19 protein-coding genes are annotated in these 24,128 nt (G+C 62.4%); 15 read left to right on the top strand and 4 right to left on the bottom strand.

Features of this window, described 5'->3' with window-relative positions; translation table 11 throughout:
* Positions 1 to 10 precede the first annotated feature (10 nt).
* The 9 genes from U5A58_RS27585 to U5A58_RS27545 all read left to right on the top strand — a co-directional run bounded on the left by U5A58_RS27585 (position 11) and on the right by U5A58_RS27545 (position 10,826).
* Positions 11 to 988: a PhnD/SsuA/transferrin family substrate-binding protein gene (locus U5A58_RS27585; protein WP_321914012.1), complete on the top strand. Its 978-nt coding sequence runs from the start codon at positions 11 to 13 to the stop codon at positions 986 to 988.
* Between the two features lie 16 nt (positions 989 to 1,004).
* Entirely contained in the window at positions 1,005 to 2,030 is a 1,026-nt protein-coding gene (locus tag U5A58_RS27580; RefSeq protein WP_321963770.1) for an amidohydrolase family protein, read from the top strand.
* A gap of 70 nt (positions 2,031 to 2,100) precedes the next feature.
* Positions 2,101 to 2,952: an amidohydrolase family protein gene (locus tag U5A58_RS27575; protein WP_321914010.1), complete on the top strand. Its 852-nt coding sequence runs from the start codon at positions 2,101 to 2,103 to the stop codon at positions 2,950 to 2,952.
* Between the two features lie 86 nt (positions 2,953 to 3,038).
* Positions 3,039 to 4,319 carry an MFS transporter gene (locus U5A58_RS27570; protein ID WP_321963769.1) on the top strand — a complete coding sequence of 427 codons (1,281 nt, stop codon included), beginning with the start codon at positions 3,039 to 3,041 and terminating at the stop codon, positions 4,317 to 4,319.
* A gap of 136 nt (positions 4,320 to 4,455) precedes the next feature.
* Positions 4,456 to 5,439, top strand: coding sequence for a protocatechuate 3,4-dioxygenase (locus U5A58_RS27565; protein WP_321914008.1), 984 nt, complete (start codon positions 4,456 to 4,458; stop codon positions 5,437 to 5,439).
* 35 nt (positions 5,440 to 5,474) lie between these two features.
* Complete coding sequence (locus U5A58_RS27560) at positions 5,475 to 6,332, top strand: HpcH/HpaI aldolase family protein (RefSeq protein WP_321963768.1); 858 nt, start codon at positions 5,475 to 5,477, stop codon at positions 6,330 to 6,332.
* Positions 6,333 to 7,877, top strand: coding sequence for an acetolactate synthase large subunit (locus U5A58_RS27555; protein ID WP_321963767.1), 1,545 nt, complete (start codon positions 6,333 to 6,335; stop codon positions 7,875 to 7,877).
* 55 nt (positions 7,878 to 7,932) lie between these two features.
* Positions 7,933 to 8,826 carry a phosphate ABC transporter substrate-binding protein gene (locus U5A58_RS27550; RefSeq protein ID WP_321963766.1) on the top strand — a complete coding sequence of 298 codons (894 nt, stop codon included), beginning with the start codon at positions 7,933 to 7,935 and terminating at the stop codon, positions 8,824 to 8,826.
* A 65-nt stretch (positions 8,827 to 8,891) separates the two neighbouring features.
* Positions 8,892 to 10,826 (top strand): hypothetical protein, encoded by a 1,935-nt coding sequence (locus tag U5A58_RS27545; protein WP_321963765.1) that lies wholly within the window; start codon positions 8,892 to 8,894, stop codon positions 10,824 to 10,826.
* A gap of 132 nt (positions 10,827 to 10,958) precedes the next feature.
* Here the strand turns inward: U5A58_RS27545 and U5A58_RS27540 are convergent, their stop codons facing one another.
* Positions 10,959 to 12,314: a hypothetical protein gene (locus tag U5A58_RS27540; RefSeq protein ID WP_321963764.1), complete on the bottom strand. Its 1,356-nt coding sequence runs from the start codon at positions 12,312 to 12,314 to the stop codon at positions 10,959 to 10,961.
* A gap of 473 nt (positions 12,315 to 12,787) precedes the next feature.
* Here U5A58_RS27540 and U5A58_RS27535 point away from each other — a divergent pair, with 473 nt between their 5' ends.
* Positions 12,788 to 13,519, top strand: coding sequence for a hypothetical protein (locus U5A58_RS27535; protein ID WP_321963763.1), 732 nt, complete (start codon positions 12,788 to 12,790; stop codon positions 13,517 to 13,519).
* A 308-nt stretch (positions 13,520 to 13,827) separates the two neighbouring features.
* Here the strand turns inward: U5A58_RS27535 and U5A58_RS27530 are convergent, their stop codons facing one another.
* The 3 genes from U5A58_RS27530 to U5A58_RS27520 form a co-directional block, all read right to left on the bottom strand.
* Positions 13,828 to 15,102, bottom strand: coding sequence for an MFS transporter (locus U5A58_RS27530; protein ID WP_321963762.1), 1,275 nt, complete (start codon positions 15,100 to 15,102; stop codon positions 13,828 to 13,830).
* Positions 15,103 to 15,227: 125 nt separating this feature from the next.
* Positions 15,228 to 16,664: an aldehyde dehydrogenase (NADP(+)) gene (locus U5A58_RS27525; RefSeq protein WP_321963761.1), complete on the bottom strand. Its 1,437-nt coding sequence runs from the start codon at positions 16,662 to 16,664 to the stop codon at positions 15,228 to 15,230.
* Between the two features lie 163 nt (positions 16,665 to 16,827).
* The gene (locus U5A58_RS27520) at positions 16,828 to 17,784 is read right to left on the bottom strand and encodes a hypothetical protein (RefSeq protein WP_321913999.1); all 957 of its coding nucleotides are present in this window, start codon (positions 17,782 to 17,784) and stop codon (positions 16,828 to 16,830) included.
* Positions 17,785 to 18,184: 400 nt separating this feature from the next.
* Here U5A58_RS27520 and U5A58_RS27515 point away from each other — a divergent pair, with 400 nt between their 5' ends.
* The 5 genes from U5A58_RS27515 (at position 18,185) to U5A58_RS27495 (ending at position 24,056) form a co-directional block, all read left to right on the top strand.
* Positions 18,185 to 18,355: a hypothetical protein gene (locus U5A58_RS27515; RefSeq protein WP_321963760.1), complete on the top strand. Its 171-nt coding sequence runs from the start codon at positions 18,185 to 18,187 to the stop codon at positions 18,353 to 18,355.
* Positions 18,356 to 18,528: 173 nt separating this feature from the next.
* Positions 18,529 to 19,554 (top strand): porin, encoded by a 1,026-nt coding sequence (locus U5A58_RS27510; protein ID WP_321963759.1) that lies wholly within the window; start codon positions 18,529 to 18,531, stop codon positions 19,552 to 19,554.
* 375 nt (positions 19,555 to 19,929) lie between these two features.
* Positions 19,930 to 20,862 (top strand): helix-turn-helix domain-containing protein, encoded by a 933-nt coding sequence (locus tag U5A58_RS27505; protein ID WP_321963758.1) that lies wholly within the window; start codon positions 19,930 to 19,932, stop codon positions 20,860 to 20,862.
* 351 nt (positions 20,863 to 21,213) lie between these two features.
* Positions 21,214 to 22,350, top strand: a complete 1,137-nt coding sequence (locus U5A58_RS27500) for a lactonase family protein (RefSeq protein ID WP_321963757.1) — start codon at positions 21,214 to 21,216, stop codon at positions 22,348 to 22,350.
* Positions 22,351 to 22,523: 173 nt separating this feature from the next.
* Positions 22,524 to 24,056, top strand: coding sequence for a methyl-accepting chemotaxis protein (locus U5A58_RS27495; protein WP_321963756.1), 1,533 nt, complete (start codon positions 22,524 to 22,526; stop codon positions 24,054 to 24,056).
* Positions 24,057 to 24,128 lie beyond the last annotated feature (72 nt).

The following is a 24,128-nucleotide window of genomic DNA, read 5'->3' as shown; positions in this document are numbered from 1 at the left end:
AAAGGAGAGGATGTTGACCAAGAAAGTCCCGCTCAAGATCGCAATCGCTGAGCATCCGCACACGTCGGCCATTCGCAATGGTTCCATTCCCATCGAGGGCGTGGACGCAGAATTCGTCACCGTACAACCGCAAATCGGCGCGTTCCGCCGCATGGTGCGCGACGTCGAATTCGACGTGTGCGAACTCGCGCCGACGACCTATATCATCGCCCGCGCTTACGGCGCGCCGTTCGTCGCACTGCCGATTTTCGTGGTGCGCCGCTTCCACCATAGCGGGCTGCTGGTCCGCCCGGAAGCGGGCATCCGCCATCCGAAGGACCTCGAAGGCAAGAAGGTTGGCGTGCGCGCCTACTCGGTCACGACAGGCGTGTGGACGCGCCAGGTGCTGATCGACGAGTTCGGGCTCGATTCGTCGAAGGTGACGTGGGTCGTCGACGACGAAGAGCACGTCACGCAGCTCAAGCTGCCTTCGAACGTGATTCACGCACCGGAGGGCAAGTCGCTCGCCGACATGATGGCCACCGGCGAACTGGTGGGAGGCTTTGCCGCCGCAGCCGGCATCGGCCGCACCGGCGCGCCCACGGGCGGCTGGAAGGAAGTCGAGGCGGACTACCCCGATCTGCTTCCCAACGCAGCCGAACTCGAAGCGCAATACTACGCGCGCACCGGCATCTACCCGATGCACGGCACGATCGTCGTGAAGGACTCGGTGCTCGCCGAGCATCCGTGGATCGCGAAGTCGATCTACGACGCCTTCGCCGAAGCGAAGAAGCAGTGGCTTGCCCGCCTCGATGCCGGCGAAGCGACGACCGCAGGCGACAAGAAGTACCTCGCGCTGCGCAAGATCGTCGGCAACGACCCGCTGCCGTACGGCCTCGCGGAAAACCTGAAAACGATCGAGGCGCTCGAGCAGACCGCGTTCAAGCAGGGCCTCACGCCGCGCCGCATGGCGATCGACGAGCTTTTCGTCGACCCGCTGGCCCGCTGATACGAACGGAGACATCATGATTATCGATTGCCACGGCCACTTCACGACCGTGCCTGCATCGTTTCGCAACTGGCGTGCGACGCAGGTTGAATTTGCCAACGACCCGGCCAACGCGCCGTCGCTCGAAGGCGCCCATGTGAGCGACGACCAGATTCGCGACGCGATCGGCAACGGCCAGCTCAAGCTGCAGCAAGAGCGTGGCAGCGACCTCACGCTCTTTTCGCCCATCGCGGGCCTGATGAGCCATCACCTCGGCAACGAGCGCACGAGCCTCGAATGGGCCGAAGTGTCGAACAACCTCGTGTACCGCGTGACCGAGCTTTACCCGGACAACTTCGCGCCGGTGTGCCAGTTGCCGCAGTCGCCGGGCGTCGCGCCGAAGAACAGCGTTGCCGAACTGCGCCGCTGCGTTGAGGAACTGGGCTTCATCGGCTGCAACCTCAACCCGGACCCCTCGGGCGGCTACTGGACCGGCACGCCGATGACCGATCGCGAGTGGTATCCGCTCTACGAAGCGCTCGTCGATCTCGACGTGCCCGCGATGATTCACGTGGCCGCCTCGTGCAATCCGTGCTTTCACGGCACGGGCGCGCACTATCTGAACGCGGACACTTCGGTCTTCATGCAGATCCTGCAGTCAGACCTGTTCAAGGACTTCCCGACGCTGCGTCTCGTGATTCCGCACGGCGGCGGCGCGGTGCCTTATCACTGGGGCCGTTATCGCGGCATGTCGCTGGAAATGCGCGAACGTCCGCTTGAAGGACTGCTGAACAATATCTTCTTCGACTCGTGCGTGTATCACCAGCCGGGTGTGGAGCTGCTCACGAAGGTGATTCCGTCCGACAACGTGCTGTTCGGTTCCGAAATGATCGGCGCCGTACGTGGCAAGGACCCGATCACGGGCCAGTACTTCGACGACACGAAGCGCTATATCGACGCGTGCCCGGCGCTCAACGACGAAGACCGCTACAAGATCTTCGAAGGCAACGCACGCCGCGTGTATCCGCGCCTCGACGCCCGCCTGAAGGCGCGCGGCAAGTAAGCGCGATTAGCGAACGTGGTTAACAAGCGCGGCGCGAGCCGCGCAGAAACGGAAAAGTACTGAGGCACGCATGGCTTCTCAAATCGTTGATATTCATCCTCACATCATCTCGGACGACGAAACGCGCTATCCGCCCGCGCCGTTGTTCGGCAAGCGCTCGGAGTGGTCGAAAGAGCGTCCGACCACGGTCGAAACGCTGATCGCCGCGATGGACGAGGCGGGCGTTGCCAAGGCCGCGGTGGTGCATTCGTCGACCACGTACGGTTTCGACAACAGCTATGTCGTAGACGGCTGCGCGAAGTACGCGGACCGTCTCGTCGCGGTCGGCTCCGTGGACGTGCTGCAACCGGATGCGCCGCAGCGCATTCGCGAGTGGACCGATCGCGGTCTCGGCGGACTGCGTCTCTTCACGGGCGGCAGCACCAAGGAGTTCGATCCGAGCGAGCTGGACGACCCGCGCTCGTTCCCGGCCTGGGAGTTGTGCGCCGAACTGAATCTGCCGATGTGCATTCAAACCGGTCCGGTCGGCCTGCCGCAGATCACGACGCTTGCGCGCCGCTTCCCGACGGTGCGTATCATTCTGGACCACCTCGGCCGTCCCGAGGTCGCTGACGGTGTACCGTACGCGAAGGCGCAGAGCCTGTTCGACCTGGCCTCGCTCGAGAACATCTATCTGAAGCTCACGCCGCGCATTTTCGGCGACGTGAAGAAGGAGAAGGCGAGCGCGGAGACGTTCTTCCCGCGCGTGGTCGAGGCGTTCGGTGCGCAGCGCATGGCATGGGGTTCGAATTTCCCGACCTCGCCGGGCAAGCTTTCGGAGATTCTCGCGACCGCTCAGGCCGGCTTGCAAAGCCTGAGCGAGCAGGACCGCGAGTGGATTTTCGGCAAGACGGCGCTCGCGCTTTATCCGGCGTTGGCCTGAAGCGATGCATCCGGGCAGCTGCTGCGGCGCATGCATGTGCCGCGGTGGCTGAGTAACAAAGCGTTTGATCGAGAAAGAAGAAGCAGATGGAGACAACTCAACCAGAGCGAAGCGTGACAGCAAGCCGATGGAGCGTCCTTGCGCTTCTGGCACTCGGCGTGTTGATTTCGTTCGTCGATCGCACGAGCATTTCCAGCGCGCTCGCGGACCCGGGCTTCATTCACGGATTCGATCTCAGCAGCGTCGATCGCGGCTGGATCAACGCAGCTTTTTTCTGGTCCTATGGCGTGTTTCAGGTGCCGATGGGCTGGGTGGCGGATCGCTACGGCGTGAAATGGCCCTATGCAATCTGCTTTGCGCTGTGGTGTATCGCCACGACGCTGATGGGCGCGGTCACGGCGCTCGAAAGTCTGATCGTCATGCGCCTGATCGTCGGCGTGACCGAGGCGATCGTGATTCCGGCGAGCTACCGCTGGATTCGCAACAACTTCGACGAACGCCAGAACGGGCTCGCCGTGGGCATCCTCGCCATGGGCAACAAGTTCGGTCCGGCATTCGGCGCACCGGTTGGCGCCTGGTTCATCGTCAACTATTCGTGGCAGTTGATGTTCATCGTGACCGGGCTGGTCGGTCTTCTCTGGCTCGTGCCGTGGCTGCTGCTCGTGCGTAACGACTTTCCGTCGCGCGCCGCGCTGAAGCAAGCAAGCCGCAGTGCCCGCACGGTGTCGCTGGCGAGCATCCTGTCGAGCCCGGTGGTCTGGGGCGGCATGATCACGAATTTTTGCTACGGCTACTTCACGTTCTACTGCATGACCTGGATGCCCTCCTATCTGGTCGAGCAGCGTGGCCTGTCGCTCGAGCGCTCGGGTATCTACACGTTCTTCAGCTTCGCCGGCATCGCGATCGTGGCGGCCGTGGCGGGATGGGCGGCGGACAGGATCGTCGCGGCGGGCTACAACGCGATCCTCGTGCGCAAGTCGTTCACGATTGCGGGCTTCGTGGGCGGTTGCACGGTGCTGCTCGGTGCGTATGCCCATACGCTCGAAGGCGCGCTGTTCTGGAACGTGCTGTCGCTCTCGCTGCTCGGGTTGACGACGGCGAACAACCTCGTGCTCTCGCGCCTCACGCTGATTCCGAAACAGGCAATCGGTCTCGTGACCGGCGTGCAGCAGGTCGCGACGAGTCTGGCGGGCGGCGTTGCCGCGAGTCTTTCGGGCTGGCTGCTGCACGTGAGCCACAACTACGTTTTGCCGATGATGGTGATCCTCGTGTTCCTGCTGATCGGAGCGACGGCGACCGCGGTGCTGTTCCGGCCGGAATGGGCGCCGAAGGTTTCGGACCCGAAAGCGTCGCTTCAGGAGGCCTGAGCACGGCGACATCGAAGACGAATGAGATCGAAGCCTCTATTCGATTTGATCTGTATTCCGAAGTAATAAACAGTTTCAAGAAACACCCAATATTAGGCAACCGGCACGGCCGGTGGTAATTGACTGGAAATCACACATGGCGAAGATCGTATTCGGAATGGCCGTGCCGCACAGCGGCATGCTCGGGCAGGCGCCGGAGGACTGGCTAAAGAACGGCGAGCGGGACCGGAACAACCCGGAACTGTGGTTCCAGAACCGCACGTGGACCTACCCGGAACTCGAAGCCCATCGCAAAGCGGCGTTCGAGCCCTTCCTCACGATGGAGGAGCGCACCGCGCGCGCCGCCCGCTGCCGCGCGGCGCTCGACAAGATGGCCGCCGCCTACCGCGAAGCGCGCATCGATGTTGCGATCATCCTCGGCAAGGACCAGAAGGAGATCTTCACCGACTTCTCGCCGTCGATCGCCATCTATACCGGTGAGGAAGTGCACAACGGGCCGCCGCAGCGCGCGGTCTACGCGCCCGACCATCACGTCACGCACCAGTGCCATCCGAAGCTCGCGACGTATCTGGTCGAGCGTTTTCAGAACGAAGGCTTCGACCTGACCGATCTGTTCGCGTGGCCCGATAACGTGTGGATGAAGCCGTTGCCCGAGTACCCGGTGGTGCCGCACGCCTATAGCTTCGTCTACCACCAGATCATGGGCGACAACCCGCCGCCGCATGTGCCGGTCATCATGAACTGTTTCTACCCGCCGACGCAGCCCTCCATGTCGCGCTGCATCGAGTTCGGCGAAGTGCTGCGCGATGCAATCGAGGCGTGGCCCGAAGATGTGCGCGTTGGCATCTTCGCGTCGGGCGGTTTGTCCCACTTCGTCAACGACGAAGAATTCGATCACCGCATCATGAAGATGCTGGCCGAGTACGACTACGACGGCCTCGCGGCCGTGGACAACCGCTCGTACCAGTCGGGCACCTCGGAAATCAAGCTCTACGCGAGCGTGATGAAGTCACTGCAGGAAACCGGCGCCGAGATGACGCTCGTCGACTACGTGCCGTGCTGGCGCACGCCCGCCGGAACCGGCGAGGGCATGGGCTTCATGTACTGGAAAGCCGACTGAGCCCGCTTCAACCCAATTCAACGAGAGAAAAGATCATGAGCGACACCCGTCTGAACAGCATCATTCGCGCGTTCGAATCCGGCAAGCCGGCCTTCACCGCGTTCTCGAAGCTCGACAAGCAAAACGCGATCGAAATGAGCGACGCGCCGTATGAAGGCATCGTCTTCGAGATGGAGCACAACCCCTACGACGTGGCTGCGCTCGGCGATGCGCTGCAATACATGCTGAGCCGCAAGCAAATTGCCGAGTCGGGCTCGGTCGCTCCGCGCGTGACGCCGATCGCGCGCATTCCCGCCAACGGCGTGGAAATGAATCAGTCGTTTGCGAAGCAGGTGCTCGATCGCGGCGCTTACGGCGTGATCTGGCCGCACGTTGCGACGGTCGAGCAGGCCTATAACGCGGTGGCCTCGTGCCGCTATGCGCGTCCGAAGGGCGCGCCGCTCTACGAGCCGAAGGGCGTGCGCGGCGACGGCCCGGCCAACGCTTCGCGCTACTGGGGCTTGACCATGGCCGACTACTACAAGAAGGCCGATGTGTGGCCGCTCGCGCCGCAGGGCGAAATTCTCGTCGGCCTGATGTGTGAGAGCACCCAGGCGATCGAGAACCTGGACGACATTCTCGCGAACGTGCCCGGCATTGGCTTCATCCTGATCGGTGAAGGCGACCTGAGCCAGGAACTGGGTTGCCCGCGCGATTACGAAAACCCGATCGTGCTTGACGCAATGCGCAAGATCGTCGAGACCTGCCATAAGCACAATGTCGTGGTTGGCCATCCGCACGTGACGGCCAAGAATCACAAGCGCCTGATCGAAGAGGGCTATCGCATGCTGATGTCGGCGCCGTCGCGCAGCTACGGTGTCGTGGGCCTTGCGCGCGAGATGGCAGGGTACTAAATGAACGGTGCAGAAAGCCTCGTTGCTACGCTCGTCGATCGGGGCGTCGACATCTGTTTTGCCAATCCGGGTACGTCGGAAATGCATTTTCTCGCCGCGCTCGAAAACCCGAAGATGCGCAGCGTGCTGTGCCTTTTCGAGGGCGTGGCGACGGGCGCCGCGGACGGCTGGTATCGCATGAAGGACACGCCGGCCTCCACGCTGCTGCATCTGGGGCCGGGTCTTGCCAACGGGCTTGCGAACATTCATAACGCGAAGCGCGCGTCGTCGGGGATGGTCAACATCATCGGCGAACATTCGACTTCGCATTTGAAATACGATCCGCCGCTTACTTCGGATATCGAAGGACTCGCGCGGCCGTTGAGCCACTGGGTGCGCCGCGCCGACTCCGCGAGCGCGATTGCATGGGACGCCGCGAAAGCGGTGGACAAGGCCTCAGAGCATCCGGGTCAGATCGCGACGCTGATCCTGCCCGGCGACACGTCGTGGCGCGAAGCAGGCACGACGATCGTGCCGCCGCGCGAAACGGCGGCGCGCAGGACGCCCGACGCCGCGCGCATCGAGCACGTGGCGCGTGTGCTGCGCTCGGGCGAGCCCGCGCTGATCATTCTCGGCAACAAGGCAACGCGCGGTCTCGCGCTCGAACGCGCGGGCAAGGTGGCGGCTGCGACTGGCGCGCGCCTGGGCTCGCAGTTCTTCACTGCGCGCATCGAGCGCGGTGCGGGGCGCGTGCCGCTCGCCCGCATTCCGTATGCGGTCGCGCCCGCGCGTGCATTTTTGAAGGACTTCAAGCACATCATTACGGTTGAGACGAGCGAGCCGGTCGCGTTCTTCAGCTACCCCGACAAGCCGAGCCTGCTCAAGGAAGAGGGCACGCTCGTGCATCCGCTCGTCGAGGCCGACGAGGACAGCGCGCTCGCGTTCGAGATGCTGCTCGAAGCGCTCGGCGCCAACGCGACGGCGCCGCTCGTGCAGCCGCGCGTCGAAACGGCTGCACCGACCGGCGCGCTCAATCCGGTGAGCATCGCGCATGCGCTCGCCGCGGCATTGCCCGAGAACTGCATCGTGGTCGATGAATCGCTCACGACGGGCCGCGAGACGATGGGCTATACGATGGGCGCGGCGCCCCACGACCTCATCAACAACATGGGCGGCTCGATTGGCTATGCCACGCCTGTTGCGACCGGCGCGGCGCTCGCGTGCCCGGACCGGCGCGTGTTCTGCATGGTCGGCGACGGCAGCGCGATGTACACGATCCAGTCGCTGTGGACCCAGGCGCGCGAGAACCTGAACGTCACAACGATCATCTTCGCGAACAACAGCTACGCGATTCTCAAGGCCGAGTACGCGAACATGGGTGCGGGCACGCCAGGCGAGCGCGCGCTCTCGATGATCGACATCGATCGTCCGCGTATCGACTGGCAGGCCATGGCCAAAAGCATGGGCGTGCGCTCGGTTGCCGTGGACACGGCCGAGGCTTTCCACAAGGCGATGACCGACTCGGTGCGCGAGAGTGGCCCGTGCCTGATCGAAGTTCGTCTGTAATCCTGATGAAGCTGAACAAGCAATACCCGCCAATCATGCATAAGGAGTGGCATCAATGACTACGCTGACCGGGGTGCCGACGCTGCGCACCAACCTGGCCGAATATGCGGTAACCAAGGCCTTGCGGGACGGCCGGGTAAAATCCGACCTCGTCACGCTCGACTTTTGCGGCCCCACGCCCGCCCACAACGGCTTCAAGGCGATGGTGCGCGAAAATGCCTTCGACGCCGGCGAGCTGGCGATCGTCACGTTCCTGCAGGCCAAGGCTTATGGCAAGCCCTATGTGCTGCTGCCCGCGCCGATCTCGGGCCGTTTCCAGCATCATTGCGCGGGCTTCAACATCGACTTCGGGCATCTCGACCCCAAGGACATCGAGGGCAAGAAGGTCGGCGTGCGGACCTATAGCCAGACAACGGCGCTCTGGATTCGCGGCATCTTGCGCCACGAATACGGCGTCGATCTGGACAAGGTCACGTGGATGACGCTCGGCGACGGCCATCTCGCCGAATACAGCGATCCAGGCAACTGCCAGCGTTTGCCCGCAGGTTCGTCGATTCCGCAGATGATGCTCGATGGCGAGCTGGCCGCCGCGCTTCTTGGCGAGGACATGCCGAAGGACCCGCGCGTGCGCACGCTCGTGCCCGACGCGCAGGCGGCAGCGAAGAGCTGGTTCGCGCGCGAAGGCATCGTGCCGATCAACCATATGTTCGTCGTGCACGAGCGGGTGTCGAAGGAACGACCGGACGTTGTGCGCGAAATTTACCGCATGATCGTGGAAAGCCGCGCGCAGACCGAAGGCGGCGTGCCGGCCGTATTCCCGCCGATCGGGCTCGAAGCGAACCGCAAGGGCATTCAGCTTGCCATCGACTGGGCGCTCGACCAGAAGATCATTCCGCACCGGCTTTCGGTGGATGAGCTGTTCGACGATGTGACCGGTAGTCTCGGTTAATGAGTGTGTGCGTCGGCCGGCATGCCGGTCCGACGATTTGCAGATTGCTGTGATGCGAATAAAAAATGGAGACTAGTATTGTGCGTCCTTCGCTTCAGATGAAACAGGGAATCCTGTCCTGCCTCACCCTTGCCGCTGCCGCCGCGTTCGTGCCGGGAGCGGGCGCCGCGACGGCGACCAAGGGCGACTTGCTGATTTATCGCATTGGCCCGACGACCTCGGAACTCTATGTCGCCAACGCCGACGGAAGCGACGAGCACCGGCTGATCCCGTCCGATGGTTTCGACTATCACGGTTCTTTCTCGCCGGACGGCAAATGGATCGTCTTCACCTCGGAGCGCGACGGTCTCGGTCACGCGAGCCTCTACCGCGTGCGTGTGGACGGCACGGGGCTGCAACGATTGACGGACTGGGTCGGCATTAGCGACGGCGCGGTCTACAACCCGGTCAATCCGAATGTGATCGCGTTCGTGTCGTCGCGTCGCGGCAAGTCCACTTACGGCACGACCAACATCTGGACGCTCAACATCAAGACCGGCGCGCTGCACAACGTGACCGGCAACATCAAGTTCGACCCGAACAAGCCGCACAGTTTCTTCCGGCCTTCGTGGTCGCCGGATGGCAAGTGGATTGCGCTCTCTTCCGATATCGGTACCGACTGGCGCGGCCACAACTTGCCGGTCGGCTGGGAGCGCACCCAGGAAAGCGGCATCTATGAGATCCATCCGGACGGCACGGGCTTCAAGCAGATTACCGCGCGTGCAGGCTTCGCCGAAGGTTCGCCGTCGTGGTCCGCGGACGGCAAGCACGTGGTGTTCTACGAAACGCCGGTCGAATCGACGTGGGGCGCGCACCGTCCCGAGGCAATCGGCAAAGTTAGTTCGCAGATCGTGCAGGTCGATGTGGCCACCGGCGAGCGCAAGGACCTGACGAACACGCCGGGATTCAAGGTGTTCCCGCAATATGTGGGCGCGAGCGACGTCGCGTATCACATCAAGAACGGCGAGCAGGAAGGCTTCTATACGACGGACGGTGCGTCGCATGCCACGGCGGGCAGCGGTATCCGCTCGCCGCATTACTCCGCGGACGGCAAGAAGGTGGTCTACGAGAAGGTGGTGTACGGCAAGCCGTTCCACCCGAACGGCACGCCGCTCTACAGTTTCGATCCGCAATGGAACTATCGTTTCGTCGACGTGTTCCCGCAACTCTCGCGCGACGGCAAGTCGCTCGTGTACACGGAAAAAGCGGTCGGCTCGTCGATCGTGGTGGCGAATACCGACTTCAGCGATGCCCGCCATATCTACGACCCGCTCACCAGCGGCCTCGATCCGAAGCTGATCAAGATGGGGCTCGCGGGCGCATTCCAGCCGACCTGGTCGCCGGACAAGCAGTGGGTGGCCTTCGGCGTGGGCGGCTGGTTCTTCACGCGCAATCATATGCCAGGCCAGATCATGCGGATCAAGGCCGACGGCAGCATGGACGGCAAGCCAGAAGTGCTGACTGACGGCAAGGAGAATGCGGGCTTCCCGAGCTATTCGCCGGACGGCACGAGGATCGTCTACCGCGTGTGGAGCGACACGGACAACGGCCTGCGCGTGCTCGACCTGGAGTCGCACAAGACCACGGTCTTGACCACCGGGCTGGATAACCTGCCGGGCTGGTCGCCGGACGGCAAGAAGATTGTGTTCACGCGCAAGGAGATCAATCCGGACGACCCCAACAAGTTCCACTACGACGTGTATACGATCAATCCGGATGGCACGGATGCGAAGCGTTTGACGCCGCAGGGTTCGAATCAGGCTCACGCGACCTGGACGTGGGACGGTCGTATTGCGTACAGCTCCGGTGAATATGGCTTCCGCGACGAGCTTTCGCTCTATGACGATACGTTCCAGCCCGATGGCCAGAACTGGGTGATGAATTCGGACGGCAGCGATCGGCATGCGATTACTGACACGGTCTGGGAAGATTCGATGCCGCTTTATATTCCCAAACAGTAAGGCTGTTTTTCAGGCAGCCAGGGCAAAGGCACCGCGCTTGGGCGCGGTGCTTTTTTTTGTGGTTCTTCGCAATATTTTGGAGGAGGGCTGTGTCCGGTTGCGTGAAGACGACCAGGAAAGGCCCCGGCAAACTTATTTTGCCGGCTTCTGCCTTGGTCCACTCTTGTTCTGCTGGCCGGGAGGCGTCCCCGCCCCGCGAATGTTCACGAACTTGCTCAGCGTGTCGAACCAGAAAGGCGCACCGAGTGACACTGCGGCAATCGAGAGAATGAGCCCGACTATTTTCAGGCACCAATCAAGGGGCCGCGTCGGGAAGTCAGTTGTAGCTCCTTTACTCAGGGTCCAGCCCACTGGCAGACCGAGCAATTCTGAACGGTTCACAACGATGGTTCGTAAGGCAGTCATTTCCACGCCGGATGCGCCGTTTGCCGGCGTCGCTGCTGTAGCGCCGCTCGCTGGAGTCGCTGCTGAAGCGTCGCTCGCCGGCGTCGCTGCGGGAGGCGCAGCGCGCACGACCTGCGCTGCCACCCCTGTCAATGCCGTTCGCAGCGTATCGTTGGCAGCCAGGGTTTGAACAAGCATGATCGTATCGGCATTTGCTGCAATAACCGCAAAGGCGGATATGACAATGAGGATCACCTGAGTCCACCGCTTGTACCAGCCTGTCACGCGGTCCATGGCATGGCTGTACCACATATCGATATTCGTTTGAAACGCCTCGATACGTCGCTCAGCGAAGTCGGCCTTGTCTGCGAAAGCGGCAGTCTGCCTGCGTGCTTTTTCGACGAGCAATAACAACGAATCTCTCGTGTGTCCCGCGGGAACGTGATTTCGGACGCCGTTCTCGATGCTCTCCAGCGGATCGGGAATCTGGGCGGCCAGCGCACGGCCATCATTCAGTGCGACTGCGAACTGCTGTGCCGCCGTCTGGATGTCCTTGAAGTTCTTCCCCATATCAGCTTGTTCGGCCGTTTTCGCAGCCAGTTGGATCTGCTGGATGATGCCGGTGGCCTCGTTGAGCATCGCCTGGGCGTTGTTGAGAGAGCTGTTCGCTGTGACTGCGGCAGCAGCAAGTGAGGCATTGCCGGGATTAGCAGCAGCAGCGGCAGAGGCTTCTTTGAGCGTTTGCTGGCAATCGCTCAGAGCGCGGTTCCAGCAGGGGTGGAACGCTGCACCGGTTGATGAAAGGATATCGACGAGCGCCGATGAAACTATCTTCGACGGCATGTACGACGGCAATCGGTTAGGTTGATTCGGATCCGAAGCGAACTCGGAAATGCCGCTCACCAGCCCATGCGAATAAAGTTGCTGCGCCAGCCCGGTGAACTGGGGGTCGTTAAGCAGATTCTTCAAACCCTCAAACAGAGTCTTCCCGCGTTTGTTCAGGACCGAGGCAATGCCCTCCATGACTGACGTGCAGACAAGACTGATACTCAAATACACGAAGGCGATACCGATCGCGATCTCAAGTGACGTTGAGCCTAGCATTCGAAGCCCCCTGGCAGTGTGTTCCCGAACGTGACAGATGTAATGAAGAGCGTGGATGGATTCCGCTCGAAATCATGAATTTGCGTACGTCCGTCCGCACCTGGAGCGCCGGCGACTCACGCAGCATCGGTACTTTGACCGAATAAGCATCGTCGGAGCCGAAACGGAAAGTCGACGTCACATACGATGAGCAATCGTACTTATGCTCAATCGGGTTAGGAAATTCGCATTGATTGCGCACGATGTCGATCGCGCCGATACGCATCACTGGGACTATAGGATAAGCCGCGCCGACACGACGTTTCTCGCAGGCACCACTGTGTGATTCCGCACACTTTGAATCACAGCAGGTTGTCGTCGTTCGGCAGTCTGCTATAACCCCTGCAAGATGGTGAAGGAAGAAGCGATCACGCGGCAATCTACGTGCGATTGGATAGCTAGCATTTCGATCTACTTATTTGTCGGAGGCTCCCGTGGCTTTGACATTCCTTTCGAATTTGAGCGGCGCAACCTCTCTCGAGACGCTGTCGCCAGCAGAGGTTAGCGAACTGCAAACGGCATTGAGCATGCTCGGATATCCGGTGGGCGACATCGATGGTCTGGTTGGCCCGAGAACGCGTACGGCCTGGGCCGAATTTAAAACGGATGTTTTTCAAGGCAACCCAGACATGGTCGGCCCACAGTCGATCGCTGCGTTGCAGGCGAAACTCTCAGCGTTCGACACCTCGACGTACAATTTTTCGACGCAGCAGGGGACTATCGATGCGATTCGAGCCGGGTGTGCACAGCAAGGCATTGGCTTGCCCGGGCAGATTGCCTATGTCCTTGCTACGGTGGAATGGGAAACGGCGAAGACATTCAAGCCCGTCAAGGAGGCTTATTGGCACGACGAGAATTGGCGGAAACTCAACCTGAAATACTACCCGTACTACGGGCGCGGTTACGTTCAGCTTACGTGGCGGAACAATTACGAGACCTACGCCAAACTGCTGAATGTCGATCTCGTAAACACGCCCGACGATGCCCTCGTTCCTCAGTCCGCGCTCTTCGTTCTGTGCCACGGTTTCAAAACTGGAACCTTCACTGGGCGCAAAATTTCCGACTACCTGAATGCGACGCAAAACGATTTTGTCAGTGCACGGCGCTGTATCAATGGTACGGACCACGCTGCGGATATCGCTGCATTAGCGCAACGCTATCTTTAGTCTTGAGCATAGGTCGCCCTGGTGCGCGGCAACCGTCTTCCGTTCATTCGCTGCCAGGGCAAACAAGCATCGCGAGTCAGCGTAACGTTTCGGGTCACGGTGGCCGGGGCATTGGCGAGAATCCAAATAAGTGACGTGTCCCTGGGCGCCACGCCCACCCGAACGGATTGGGGCGATAGCAAGCCGCCAGTCGACCCCTGGATGTGGGCAGTGGCAAACTAGCGTCGCCCTCTCGTCGACGCCTCCGTTTCATGCAACCAGGTCGTGAAGCCATCCCTCGCCGGTGAAACGGTGTTGAGCAGCCTTCTTTATTGACCGGCACCGAGCTGATTGACTCTCGGCGCCCACTTCCGCTGCATCAAGACCAACGTGCTCGTTGCCCCCAGCAGCAGGAACACGAAAACTGCCATCATGGCAAACGTGTAATTACCATTGCCAAGATAAAGCAACCAGCCAGACAAACTGGCGGAAACACCGCCCGCGAGACTCGTGGCGACCTGCTGCAGACCCGTGTTCAACCCGACCGCAGGCTTGGGAATCAGCGTGAGCTTGCACAGCGCCAGATTATTGGCGGTCGCGAGGCCCAGCAACGAAAGCGAGAGCACATTCCAGAACAGCGCCATGCCAGGCGACCGTGTATATGCGCCGAGCAACACCGTCGTGCCGCCAATAAATCCAGCGACGATAAACGCTTTGCGCACGACTACGGCGTCCTTGCCGCGCGCGATCATACGGTCTGCCAACCAACCCGCAAGAGCGGCGACGATTGCGATACCGGCGAAACTAAAAAACGTATAGATGCCGGACGTCTCCAGAGAGAGACCGCGCTGTTCGACCAGATAGGCCGGCATCCAGGTCATGCAATAGAAGGCGAAATAGCTGTAGCAGAAGTTGTTGATGAGACCGCCCCAAACCACTGGGCTCGCGAGCAGATTCCGGAGCGGCACGGACGAAGCGCGCCTCACGGCCGCCGTCAATTCCTCGCGCGTAGGGTAGTCGTTCCTGACCATGAGGAGCCAGGGCACCATCCACACAAGGCCGATGAGCCCCGTCACGATGAACATCGCCTTCCACGAATACGCGACGATCATCCACGCCGCAATGGGTGCGCCGAGCGCGGGGCCCATCTTGCCGCCAATCGAAAAGATGCCTAGCGCGGTGCCTTTCTGGGTTTCCTCGAAGTTGTTCGCGAGATAGCGATAAGTTGCTGGCACAACTATCGCTTCGGCGAGCCCGATCAGCAGACGCATGACGATCAGCGCCGAAAGCGTCGTGACGAGCCCGGTGGCGGCCGCCGCGAGGCACCAGATCACGAAGCAGAAAGAGTAGGGCCGCTTCACGCCGTAGCGGTCCACGATCCAGCCCATGGGCATCTGTGCGAGACCATAGGACCAGAATACGGCCGAATTGAGCCAGCCGCGCTGCACGCTCGACAGTGAAAACTCATGCACGAAGGCTTTGTCCGCGAGTGCGGCAGACAAGCTAGTTCGATCGACAAACGAAATCAGCAGGCCGAGTGAGAGCAGGACCAGAATGCTCCACGGGTTCTCGGCTGCTGGCTGCTTGACCTGGCAGGTGTCCATTGGCGTTGCGTCTCCTTTGCGATATCTCGGGAACGGGGTGTGGTCGCCGCACTGCAGCGCGGGGACATTTGGCGGCGACCGTGCTCGTCCAGTTAGTCAGGTGTCGAATGCCATGCCGGGCGTTCTCAACAGGGCTGCCCGGCGCGCGCGCTGAGCCACGCGGGGGCGCTCTGCAGCGCGACCGGCCGCAGGAAGCGCGCTAGCGCCTCATAGCCGACCGAGGTCGTGAACGGTTGCGTGGACGCGGGCCACGGACCGCCATGCTGTTGACTGCGCGTCACCGCCACACCGGTCGGCACACCGCTAAAGAGCACGCGCCCGGCGATCTGCGTGGCGCGTCGCGCGACGCGGCGCACGTCGGGCGTCTCCTCGTCCGCGCCCCACAGCGTCACCGTCAGGCTGCCGCCAACCGCGCCCAGCACATCGACGATTTCGTCGATCGAACTCGCGCGCACGATCAGGCAAGCAGGGCCGAAAACCTCTTCGTGTAGCGCCGGCGTGGCGATAAAGTGCTTCGCGCTCGTGCGCGCGAGCACGGGGCGTGGCGGCGCAGTTTCATCGCGATCGGCGCTGCCGGCAAGGAGGGTCTGCACGCCGGGCGTGCCGAGCAGGCGCGCCACGCCCGCGTCGAAGGTGCGCTTCATGGCGGGGGTGAGCATGCGATGCGTCTGCTTTTCGCGCAGTTCGTCGCACAGCGTATCTTCGAAGCGTTGCGCATCTGCGCCTTCGAACAGCACCACGAGGCCCGGGCTCGTGCACACCTGGCCGCAGCCGAATTCGATCGACGATGCGAGCGTTTGCGCGAGCGCCTGCGCCTGGGTGGCGAGCGCGGCCGGCAGTGCGACCACAGGGTTGATCGATCCCAGCTCGCCATAGAACGGAATGGGGCGCGGCCGCGCATTCGCGAGGCGCCACAGCGCCGCGCCGCCCTTGAACGAGCCGGTGAACGCCACAGCCGCGATGTCGGGGTGATTGACCAGTTCAGTGCCGACCTCGACGCCCGCGCCCTCCACCAAGCCCAGCAGCGCGGTGGGAAGTCCTTGCCCGACGATGACCGCGCGTGCGAGTTCGAACACCTTGCGCGAGAGCTTCGGGTGCCCCGGATGGGCCTTGACCACGACAGGGCAGCCCGCCGCCAGCGCGGAGGCGGTGTCGCCACCGAGCACCGAGAACGCGAACGGAAAATTGCTGGCGGAGAACATCGCAACCGGGCCGAGCGGAATACGCACGCGGCTCAGGTGGGGGCGCCCGGCGGGAGGAGCCTCGGCAATAGCCGGGTCGTCGGTCAGGGCGAACGCGTGACCCGCCTCGACGTAATCGGCGAAGCCGCCTAGCTGAAAGCGCGTACGGTCGATTTCGCCATGAAGCCGGGCGCTACCGAGCGAGGTTTCCTCAGCGGCGATGCGCACGAGCGTCTCGCGTTCGGCGTCGAGCGCGCTGGCCAGGGCGCGCAACAGCGTCGCGCGCGTTTGAGCGGATGACTGAGCCCAGTCGTCGGCGATATTGGCTGCCGCCGTGACGGTTGTGTGAATGTGCGCGGCGCTATGGTCTTGAATCTGCATCAGTACTCCAAAGGAAGGGGACAGCTCGATGTTTCATGTGAATGCATACGGCACGTCCGAGGTCCGTGCAGGTGGTGACAATGCGCCGCGCTGAAATGCATCAAGCGGCCATGCGCAACCCGCAAGACGGGTCGCCCATGGCCGCTTTCCCTAGGCAAACGGATCAGAAGTGAATTTCAGCCTGGAGCATCGGCACCGAAGTGATGGTTCCCGGCGCCGCGTGCGTCGGCGTGCCGTACATGTGATACCAGTACTCGTAGCCGAGACCGGCGTAGAGCACACGCGGGTGCCCCGCGAACGAGCCGAGGTCGGCGAGCAACGCCATGCGCGTGAGGAACTCAGTCGTGGTTTCCACGCCGAAGCCGTCACGTCCCTTGGGGCCGGTCACGCTTGCGAAGCCGCGGAACATGAGCGGCACCGGGCCGACACGGAACGGATAGAGCCACGAACTTTCGAGGTGCCATGCGGTGTTGAAACGCACATCGACGCCGGCAATGCCGTTGTGATTGCTTTCCGTGCGCAGCCCGGCCGTGAGGTTCCAGTAGCCATGCGGGATCGCAAACTCGACCGTTGGCCCGACCACGAGCATGCGCGCGCGCTCGGAGTACGAATCGTTCTTCACGCCGAACTCGTAGCCGATCGTCAAACCATAGTCGCGAATCGGGCCAATGCCGAGGTAGCGGCCGAAGATCTTGCCGGCGCTGAACTGCACGCGCCCGACGCTATACACCTCCTGTGCGCCGCCGCTTCGCGGACCGCCCGATTCCGGGTTGGCCGCGTTGGAAACGAGGTAGTCGACGTTGAACGCGTAGCTGCCGAACCGGAATCCGCCGATCGTCGTGAGGTAGCCGATGTTTTGCATCACCGTCGAATCGATGCCGGGATAGTGAAAATCCGTGCCCCAGCGATAGCCGATGAACGTGTCGTTCCAGATGGCGGGCGGTTCGTCGGCCTGGCCGACGGTCTGGGGCGGTGCGGCGCCGTTCGGGACTTCCTGGCGCTCTGGCGGCGCGGAAGAGTTCGGTGCGGTAAAGACCTCGGCGTGAGCGAACTGCGCCAGGCAGCAAAACAGGGCAGCGCCAAGGGCAGGCGCACGCAAGGCTAGCGTTAGGCTTTTCATGTCTCCATCCAGACTCTATTTATGTTGATGTCTTCGACCGGGGCGCGTAGCCGCATTGCGACTGCCGATTCGGTCGCACCGCCCGCCCTGGCTGTATGGTTGAACCATCCGGCGCAGGAAAACGCTGTTACGGTGGTGAGGAATATAAGTGGCGCGCTGGCGCTTGCCTTTACACAAAAATGAGATTCGCTGGCACTTTTTGCTGACATCGCGAAAGTTTTTGTCGGCGCAGCCGTGCGCGAAGCCGGTATGCCCTTGAAAAAATGCAAGCGAACCTGCGTTTTGTGTAGGGACGCGCGCGCCATCGTCCCCTACGCTTGACCCATAAGACAGACCGCGCCTCGAGGGCCAGGTGTTTTTCCCTGGTTATCGAGAGGCGAGGTCAGACAAGGAGACAGCGTTGACCGGAATGAACCCTCTGGCTGTTGATTTCTTCTTTGGCGCCGCGCAGTTGCGCGGACACGTCGCCTCCTTCGCATCGCTGCGCGCCGATCTCCCGCGGCGCTATCAAGCTTTATTCCCGACTGATTTCGACGCCTCTCGCATGGAACGCCCCGTCCAGCGAGGGTGACGGCGCGAGCGCGTCTCGCGAATTCGTTTGTTTGGTGCCTTTGGTTGTTCCAATCAATAAGGTATACGAACGATCGATCTGAAAGTTGTGCCGCAACTGGAAACCTGCGGATTCGCTAACCCGTGCAATTAAAGACGGGAGTTAAACCAATAAGATTTCATCATGGAGACAGAATGAAAAGGTCAGTGATTTCCTTGTCGGGTGTGGCCGCTGCGTGTTGTATCAACGTGGCGCATGCGCAGTCGTCCGTCACGCTGTATGGCGTCATCGACAATGGAATCGAATATCAGAACGCGGGCTCGGGCTCGGTGGTGCGCGCGGTTTCGGGCGGCCTCTTTGCGAGCCGTTACGGCTTGAAAGGCAGCGAGGACATTGGCGGCGGCATTCACGTCAACTTCCAGCTCGAACAGGGTTTCAACGGCGTGACAGGTGCCGCATCGAATGCGGCCGAAGCATTCAATCGCCAGGCCTGGGTGGGTTTTTCCGGGGCATTCGGTGAAACGCGCTTTGGCCTGCAAAATACGCCACAGTATATTTTCATGAACCCCGAACTCGATCCGCTCGCGGTCATGAGCATCGCTTCGCCGATGAACAACTTCAACAGCCTCACCGTTCGGGTCAACAATGCAATTTCGTATTTCACTCCAACGGTTTATGGGCTGACGGCTCAGTTCATGGTTGCGATGCGCGACTCGACGACCAAACCGAGCAACGGACTCCAGTTCTATAACGCGGCGGTGCGCTATACGAACGGAACATTCCGCGCCGCGGCCGGCTATGAGCAGGCTGCGAATGCGGCCGGTACGTCGACACTGAAGGTGTTCAACGCCGGCACGTCGCTCGGTGTCGGCGCGGCCCGCTTCTATCTCGCGTATCACACGGAGCGGCAGACCGACAACAGCGTCAAGCGCGACGTCTACGAAGCCTCCACGTCGTACCGCATCGATCCGGCCAACCAGGTCGCGCTGCTTTACGGCTATGCGCACGACCGCACCGGAAACGGCAACAACGCCCAGCAAATCGGCCTGAATTACGAGTATTACTTCTCGAAGGCGACCACGCTGTATGCGTCTGCCGGCTTCATCCAGAACCGCAACAAGGCCCAGTTCACGCTAAATGGGACCGCGTATGGCGGCATCGCGGGCGCGCCGGGCGCCGACACGCGCGGCGTGGTGCTCGGCCTCGTCCATACGTTCTAATGACGGCGGCGCGGGTACGAGCCCGCGCGCGCCCGGATTCGGGTAAGCCGCAGGTCGCGGTTTGCCCGAAGGTATGAAAAAATCCCCGCCTTTGCGCAAGACACCTGTAGCGTGTCTTGTTGTCTCGACAACGATCGAGCGTCCCCTCCGTTTTGTCGACCGCGCTGAACGCGCCTCTGCGTTCGCGTATCATCGTTGTGCTTTTGTCCGGGCACCCTGGCTTGCGATATATTGTGCGTTCCGTGCACCGGATGAAGACGCCGTACCTTCGTCCAGAAAAAAATGAAATTCAGGCGGACACTCGTGCTGGAAAACCAGGGCGCGAACTCTGAATTTCAATGGCGACCGCAACGACCGGGCCGCCAAGGAGACTTTATGACACACACCGCCATGGCAACCGACCAACGCCACCGCGACGGCAAAGCCAGAACGAAGCGCACTACCGTACCCAAAGTCCGCTTGTACGTTGAACGCCCCGAGAGACAAAACTGGTTCGTGCACGTCGGGCACGTGACCGACCGGGGCCGCTGGCGCACCGAGCCTCACGCGCACCCCGCCTATGGCCAGGTCATCTTCGTGCGCAGCGGCCGCGGCGTGATGAATCTGGAAGGCAGCGCTGTCCCGTTCGAAGCCCCGTGCGCGTTGCTGTTGCCGACCGAGTGCGTGCACGGTCTCGACTACGAGATCGACGTGGACCGCTGGGTGGTGACGATCGAAGTGGCGTATCTGGCGCAGGTGAACGGGAAACTGCAGGACTTCATTCAACTGTGGACGTCGCCGCGCATGATCCCGCTCGGCGAGATGGCCGACGGCGGCGAGCAGTTCTACAGCATGGTGCAAAGCCTCAAGCAGGAGTCGGAATCGAGCGCAGTCGGCCATGTGATCGGCACGGAAGCCTTGCTCACGACGCTGCTGCTCATGCTCGTGCGCGAGGCGCGGCTGGATCAGCCCGGCAGCGAAGGCGAAACGCGCAACAACGTGCGGCTCGTCGACCGTTTCCGTAAGCTGATCGACCAGCACTACCGCGAGGACCTCGCGCTGCAGGATTACGCCTCGATGATGGCGGTGTCGCTTGTGCAACTGCGCGCGGCATGCGCTTCCGCCGGGGAGCAGAGCCCCACGAAGATGATCCGTGCGCGCATCATTACCGAGGCGAAGCGCAATCTTATCTTCGGCGAAATGTCGGTCGAGCAGATCGCCTTCGGGCTCGGCTTCGCCGATGCCGCCTATTTCACGCGGTTTTTCCGCCGCGAAGTGGGCGACACGCCGAGCCAGTTCCGCGTCACGGCCCGGGCCCAGACGCAGTAAGGACGCAACCACGAGCGCCGCCGCCCTTATTGCGCTCCAAAGCGCGGCGCAATAAGGGTGCGCATCAGAAAAGTGCTGGCGAACCCTTCTTTTGTGCAGGGACACGCGCGCACGCGTCGGTTACGCTTGATCTGCGCGCTTGCCTTGCCGGCGCCCGTTACGCACGGGCGCCCTTGACGCCATCATCGTGGCATCGCGAACGCGTGAGCGGCCAGGAGACGCCGCTCGCCGCAGCAGTCCGCCGCACGCAGCCTGGCCGCGTGCCGGGGGCTCGCACAATAACACTCAAATTGCGTCCGTTCACCGACTATGGTTCAGTGCTTCCCGAAGCGTTTTGCCCTGCGGCGCCGATTGACGGCGGCGTTCATTCCGCTCGCGCTTGCGACGGCTTTTCACAGTGCGCCCGGTAGCGCCACGGCACCGGCGGCCGGTGCGCAAACCGAACTCGTCTACGTGGGCACGCAGGAGCGCGAGATGCGCGCGCTGCGCTTCGATACGTCGAGCGGCAAGCTCACGATGATCGGCGCGGTAGGCGCGGGCCCGCGCTCGACGTGGGTCACGACGAACCCCCGGTTGCCGGTGCTGTATGCAGTCGATGACGACAACTCGCGCGAAGGCAGCGTGACCGCCTATGCCGTCGATCGCGAGAGCGGCATGCTCGCGCGAATCAACGAAGTCGCAACGGGCGGCAGCGGGACCACGAACCTCTCGCTGGACCTGCCCTCGATGACGCTGCTGGCGGCCAACTATGGCGGCGGCTCCGTATCGAGCGTCGCCGTGAATCACGACGGCAGTCTCGGCGCGCGCACTTCGACGGTCAAGGAAACGGGCTCGGGGCCGACGCGCCGGCAGGCGAGCGCGCATGCGCACAACGCTGTCGTCGATCCCTCGGGCCACTACGCGCTCGTGCCGGATCTCGGCGCGGATCGCGTTTTCGTGTATGGCTTCGACCGCGCCACGCGCACGCTCACGCCTGCGGACGGCGCGAGCGCACACCAGTTCGTCTTGCCGCCGGGCAGTGGTCCGCGCCACCTGGCATTCGGCGCGAACGGCAAGTACGTTTATCTGCTGACCGAACTGAGCGCGCAGATCATGGTGCTGCATTGGGACGCCTCGCAGGGACAGTTGACGCTCGTGCAAACGGTGGAGACCACGAGCCCCGAATTCCAGGGCGTGAAGAGCGGCGCCGAAGTGGCCGTGAGCGCCGACGGGCGTTTCGTTTATGTCGAGAATCGCGCGGAAAACGCGCTGATCGTGTACCGCGTCGACCAGGCGTCGGGCGAACTGACGCAAATTCAACGCACATCGTCGGGCGGCGAGAAGCCGTGGGGCTTCGGCATCGATTCGTCGGGCAAGTGGCTGCTCGTCGCCAATCAACGTAGCGGCAAGGTCAATGTTTTCGGCATCGACACCGCAACGGGCCTAGTTCAGGATACCGGGAAGTCGGCCGAAGTGCCGACACCGGTCGCCATTGCGTTCGTGAAGTGACGCAAGGGTAGCGGGACGGTGCGACGCACCGTCCTTGCGGAGAAACGCGGGTCCGTGAATTTAGTGTTATTCGAACTCCTAATAGAAAAATAAATTCAAGAGGCGCGGTACACGGCAAACGCATGGCGTTTGCGCCGGTGCGCCGATTTCTGCAGCATTCGAAGGGGTGATTCATGAAGCTGGTCCATCAACTCCCGCTGGCGCTGGGCGTCGCGCTGCTGAGCGCATCGGCGGCGGGCGTGTTCGGTATCGCCGAAATGAACAGCGCGGCAGATGCGTACGCGCGACTGATCGGCGTGGACGGCGCGCAGGCGCGCCAGGTCTCCGAGGCGATGGTCGCGTTCAAGAACCAGGTGCAGAACGGCAAGGACATCGTGCTGCGCGGGAAGAACCCCGGCCAGTTCGACAAGTACTGGACAGCGTTCCAGAAGTTCGAAGAGACATGCCAGGGCACGACCCAGGCGCTCGCGCGTGAACTGCCGCCTGGCGAGGCGCGCACGAAGATCGAGCGCTTCAACGCGCTACATGCGCAAATGGGGGTTGCGTACCGCAAGGCGATCAACCGGTTCAAGGCCTCCGGTTACGACACGGCGGTCGGCGACCTTGCAATGGATGGCCTCGATCGCGAGCCGGTGATCCTGCTGCGCGAAACCGGCGCGAGGATCGTCGAGCAGACCGCCGCCGCGGCCGCGCGAGCGAAAAGCCTGCAGCGTAGCGCGATGCTGGCGAGCGCCGTTGCGATGGCGCTCACCGTGCTGGCGGGCATCGCGGGCGCCGTCATGTTCTCGCGCACGATCACGCGCAAGCTTGGCGGCGAGCCCGACGATGCGCGCGCCGCCGCACGCGAGATGGCTACGGGCAAGCTCGACATCGACCTGCCTGTGCGGCCAGGCGACACCGATAGCCTCATGGCCGCGATGCGCACGATGGCGACCTCGCTCACCGGGATCGTCGAGCAGGTGCGCAACGGCAGCGAAGCGATCGCGACCGGCTCTGCGCAGATCGCTACGGGCAATGCCGATCTTAGCCAGCGTACGGAATTGCAGGCTAGCGCGCTGCAGGAAACCGCTGCGTCGATGGAGCAGTTCAGCGCGACCATCCGGCAGAACGCCGAAAACGCGCACGAGGCGCGTGAGTTGGCCGCGGGCGCTTCGTCGATCGCGACGCAAGGGGGCGAGGTCGTGAATCAGGTCGTCGAGACCATGAAAGGCATCGACGAGAGTGCGCGCAAGATCGCGGACATTATCGGCGTCATCGAAGGCATTGCCGCGCAAACCAATATTCTCGCGATCAATGCGGCGGTGGAAGCGGCGCGCGCGGGGGAGCAGGGCCGCGGCTTTGCGGTCGTGGCCAGCGAAGTGCGCGGCCTCGCGCAGCGCAGTGCCCACGCCGCCAAGGAAATCCAGGCGCTGATCGTGGACAGCGTCGCGCGCGTGGAGTCGGGCTCGTCGCTTGCCGGCGAGGCTGGAGCAACGATGAGCCGGATCGTCGAGGCGATTCATCGCGTGACGGCCGTTGTGGGCGAGATCAGCCGGGCCAGCGCCGAGCAAAGCGTTGGCGTCGAGCAGGTGGTGGCGGCTGTTGGCCAGATGGACCAGACGACGCAGCAGAATGCCGCGCTCGTGGAAGAAAGCGCCACCGCCGCCGAGAGTTTGCGGCAGCAGGCGGCGTGGCTCGTCGAGTCGGTGACGAAGTTCCGTATTTGACGGGAGATCGCGAGTTATTTAGAAATGCTTATTTTAAAGAATTTCACGCAAATTTCGTTCACCGCCTGGCAG

This window comes from Paraburkholderia sp. J7, from assembly GCF_905220155.1.
In the GTDB taxonomy this organism is placed as follows: Bacteria; Pseudomonadota; Gammaproteobacteria; order Burkholderiales; family Burkholderiaceae; genus Paraburkholderia.
The sequence above is the reverse complement of the archived record's forward strand: the minus strand, read 5'-3'. Positions and strand labels throughout refer to the sequence as shown.

What these genes read in the sequence shown, in the direction of transcription:
- U5A58_RS27585 (WP_321914012.1), top strand. Translation starts at nt 11, where the DNA reads ATGTTGACCAAGAAAGTCCCGCTCAAGATCGCAATCGCTGAGCATCCG.
- U5A58_RS27580 (WP_321963770.1), top strand. Translation starts at nt 1,005, where the DNA reads ATGATTATCGATTGCCACGGCCACTTCACGACCGTGCCTGCATCGTTT.
- U5A58_RS27575 (WP_321914010.1), top strand. Translation starts at nt 2,101, where the DNA reads ATGGCTTCTCAAATCGTTGATATTCATCCTCACATCATCTCGGACGAC.
- U5A58_RS27570 (WP_321963769.1), top strand. Translation starts at nt 3,039, where the DNA reads ATGGAGACAACTCAACCAGAGCGAAGCGTGACAGCAAGCCGATGGAGC.
- U5A58_RS27565 (WP_321914008.1), top strand. Translation starts at nt 4,456, where the DNA reads ATGGCGAAGATCGTATTCGGAATGGCCGTGCCGCACAGCGGCATGCTC.
- U5A58_RS27560 (WP_321963768.1), top strand. Translation starts at nt 5,475, where the DNA reads ATGAGCGACACCCGTCTGAACAGCATCATTCGCGCGTTCGAATCCGGC.
- U5A58_RS27555 (WP_321963767.1), top strand. Translation starts at nt 6,333, where the DNA reads ATGAACGGTGCAGAAAGCCTCGTTGCTACGCTCGTCGATCGGGGCGTC.
- U5A58_RS27550 (WP_321963766.1), top strand. Translation starts at nt 7,933, where the DNA reads ATGACTACGCTGACCGGGGTGCCGACGCTGCGCACCAACCTGGCCGAA.
- U5A58_RS27545 (WP_321963765.1), top strand. Translation starts at nt 8,892, where the DNA reads ATGGAGACTAGTATTGTGCGTCCTTCGCTTCAGATGAAACAGGGAATC.
- U5A58_RS27540 (WP_321963764.1), bottom strand. Translation starts at nt 12,314, where the DNA reads ATGCTAGGCTCAACGTCACTTGAGATCGCGATCGGTATCGCCTTCGTG.
- U5A58_RS27530 (WP_321963762.1), bottom strand. Translation starts at nt 15,102, where the DNA reads ATGGACACCTGCCAGGTCAAGCAGCCAGCAGCCGAGAACCCGTGGAGC.
- U5A58_RS27525 (WP_321963761.1), bottom strand. Translation starts at nt 16,664, where the DNA reads ATGCAGATTCAAGACCATAGCGCCGCGCACATTCACACAACCGTCACG.
- U5A58_RS27520 (WP_321913999.1), bottom strand. Translation starts at nt 17,784, where the DNA reads ATGAAAAGCCTAACGCTAGCCTTGCGTGCGCCTGCCCTTGGCGCTGCC.
- U5A58_RS27510 (WP_321963759.1), top strand. Translation starts at nt 18,529, where the DNA reads ATGAAAAGGTCAGTGATTTCCTTGTCGGGTGTGGCCGCTGCGTGTTGT.
- U5A58_RS27505 (WP_321963758.1), top strand. Translation starts at nt 19,930, where the DNA reads ATGACACACACCGCCATGGCAACCGACCAACGCCACCGCGACGGCAAA.
- U5A58_RS27495 (WP_321963756.1), top strand. Translation starts at nt 22,524, where the DNA reads ATGAAGCTGGTCCATCAACTCCCGCTGGCGCTGGGCGTCGCGCTGCTG.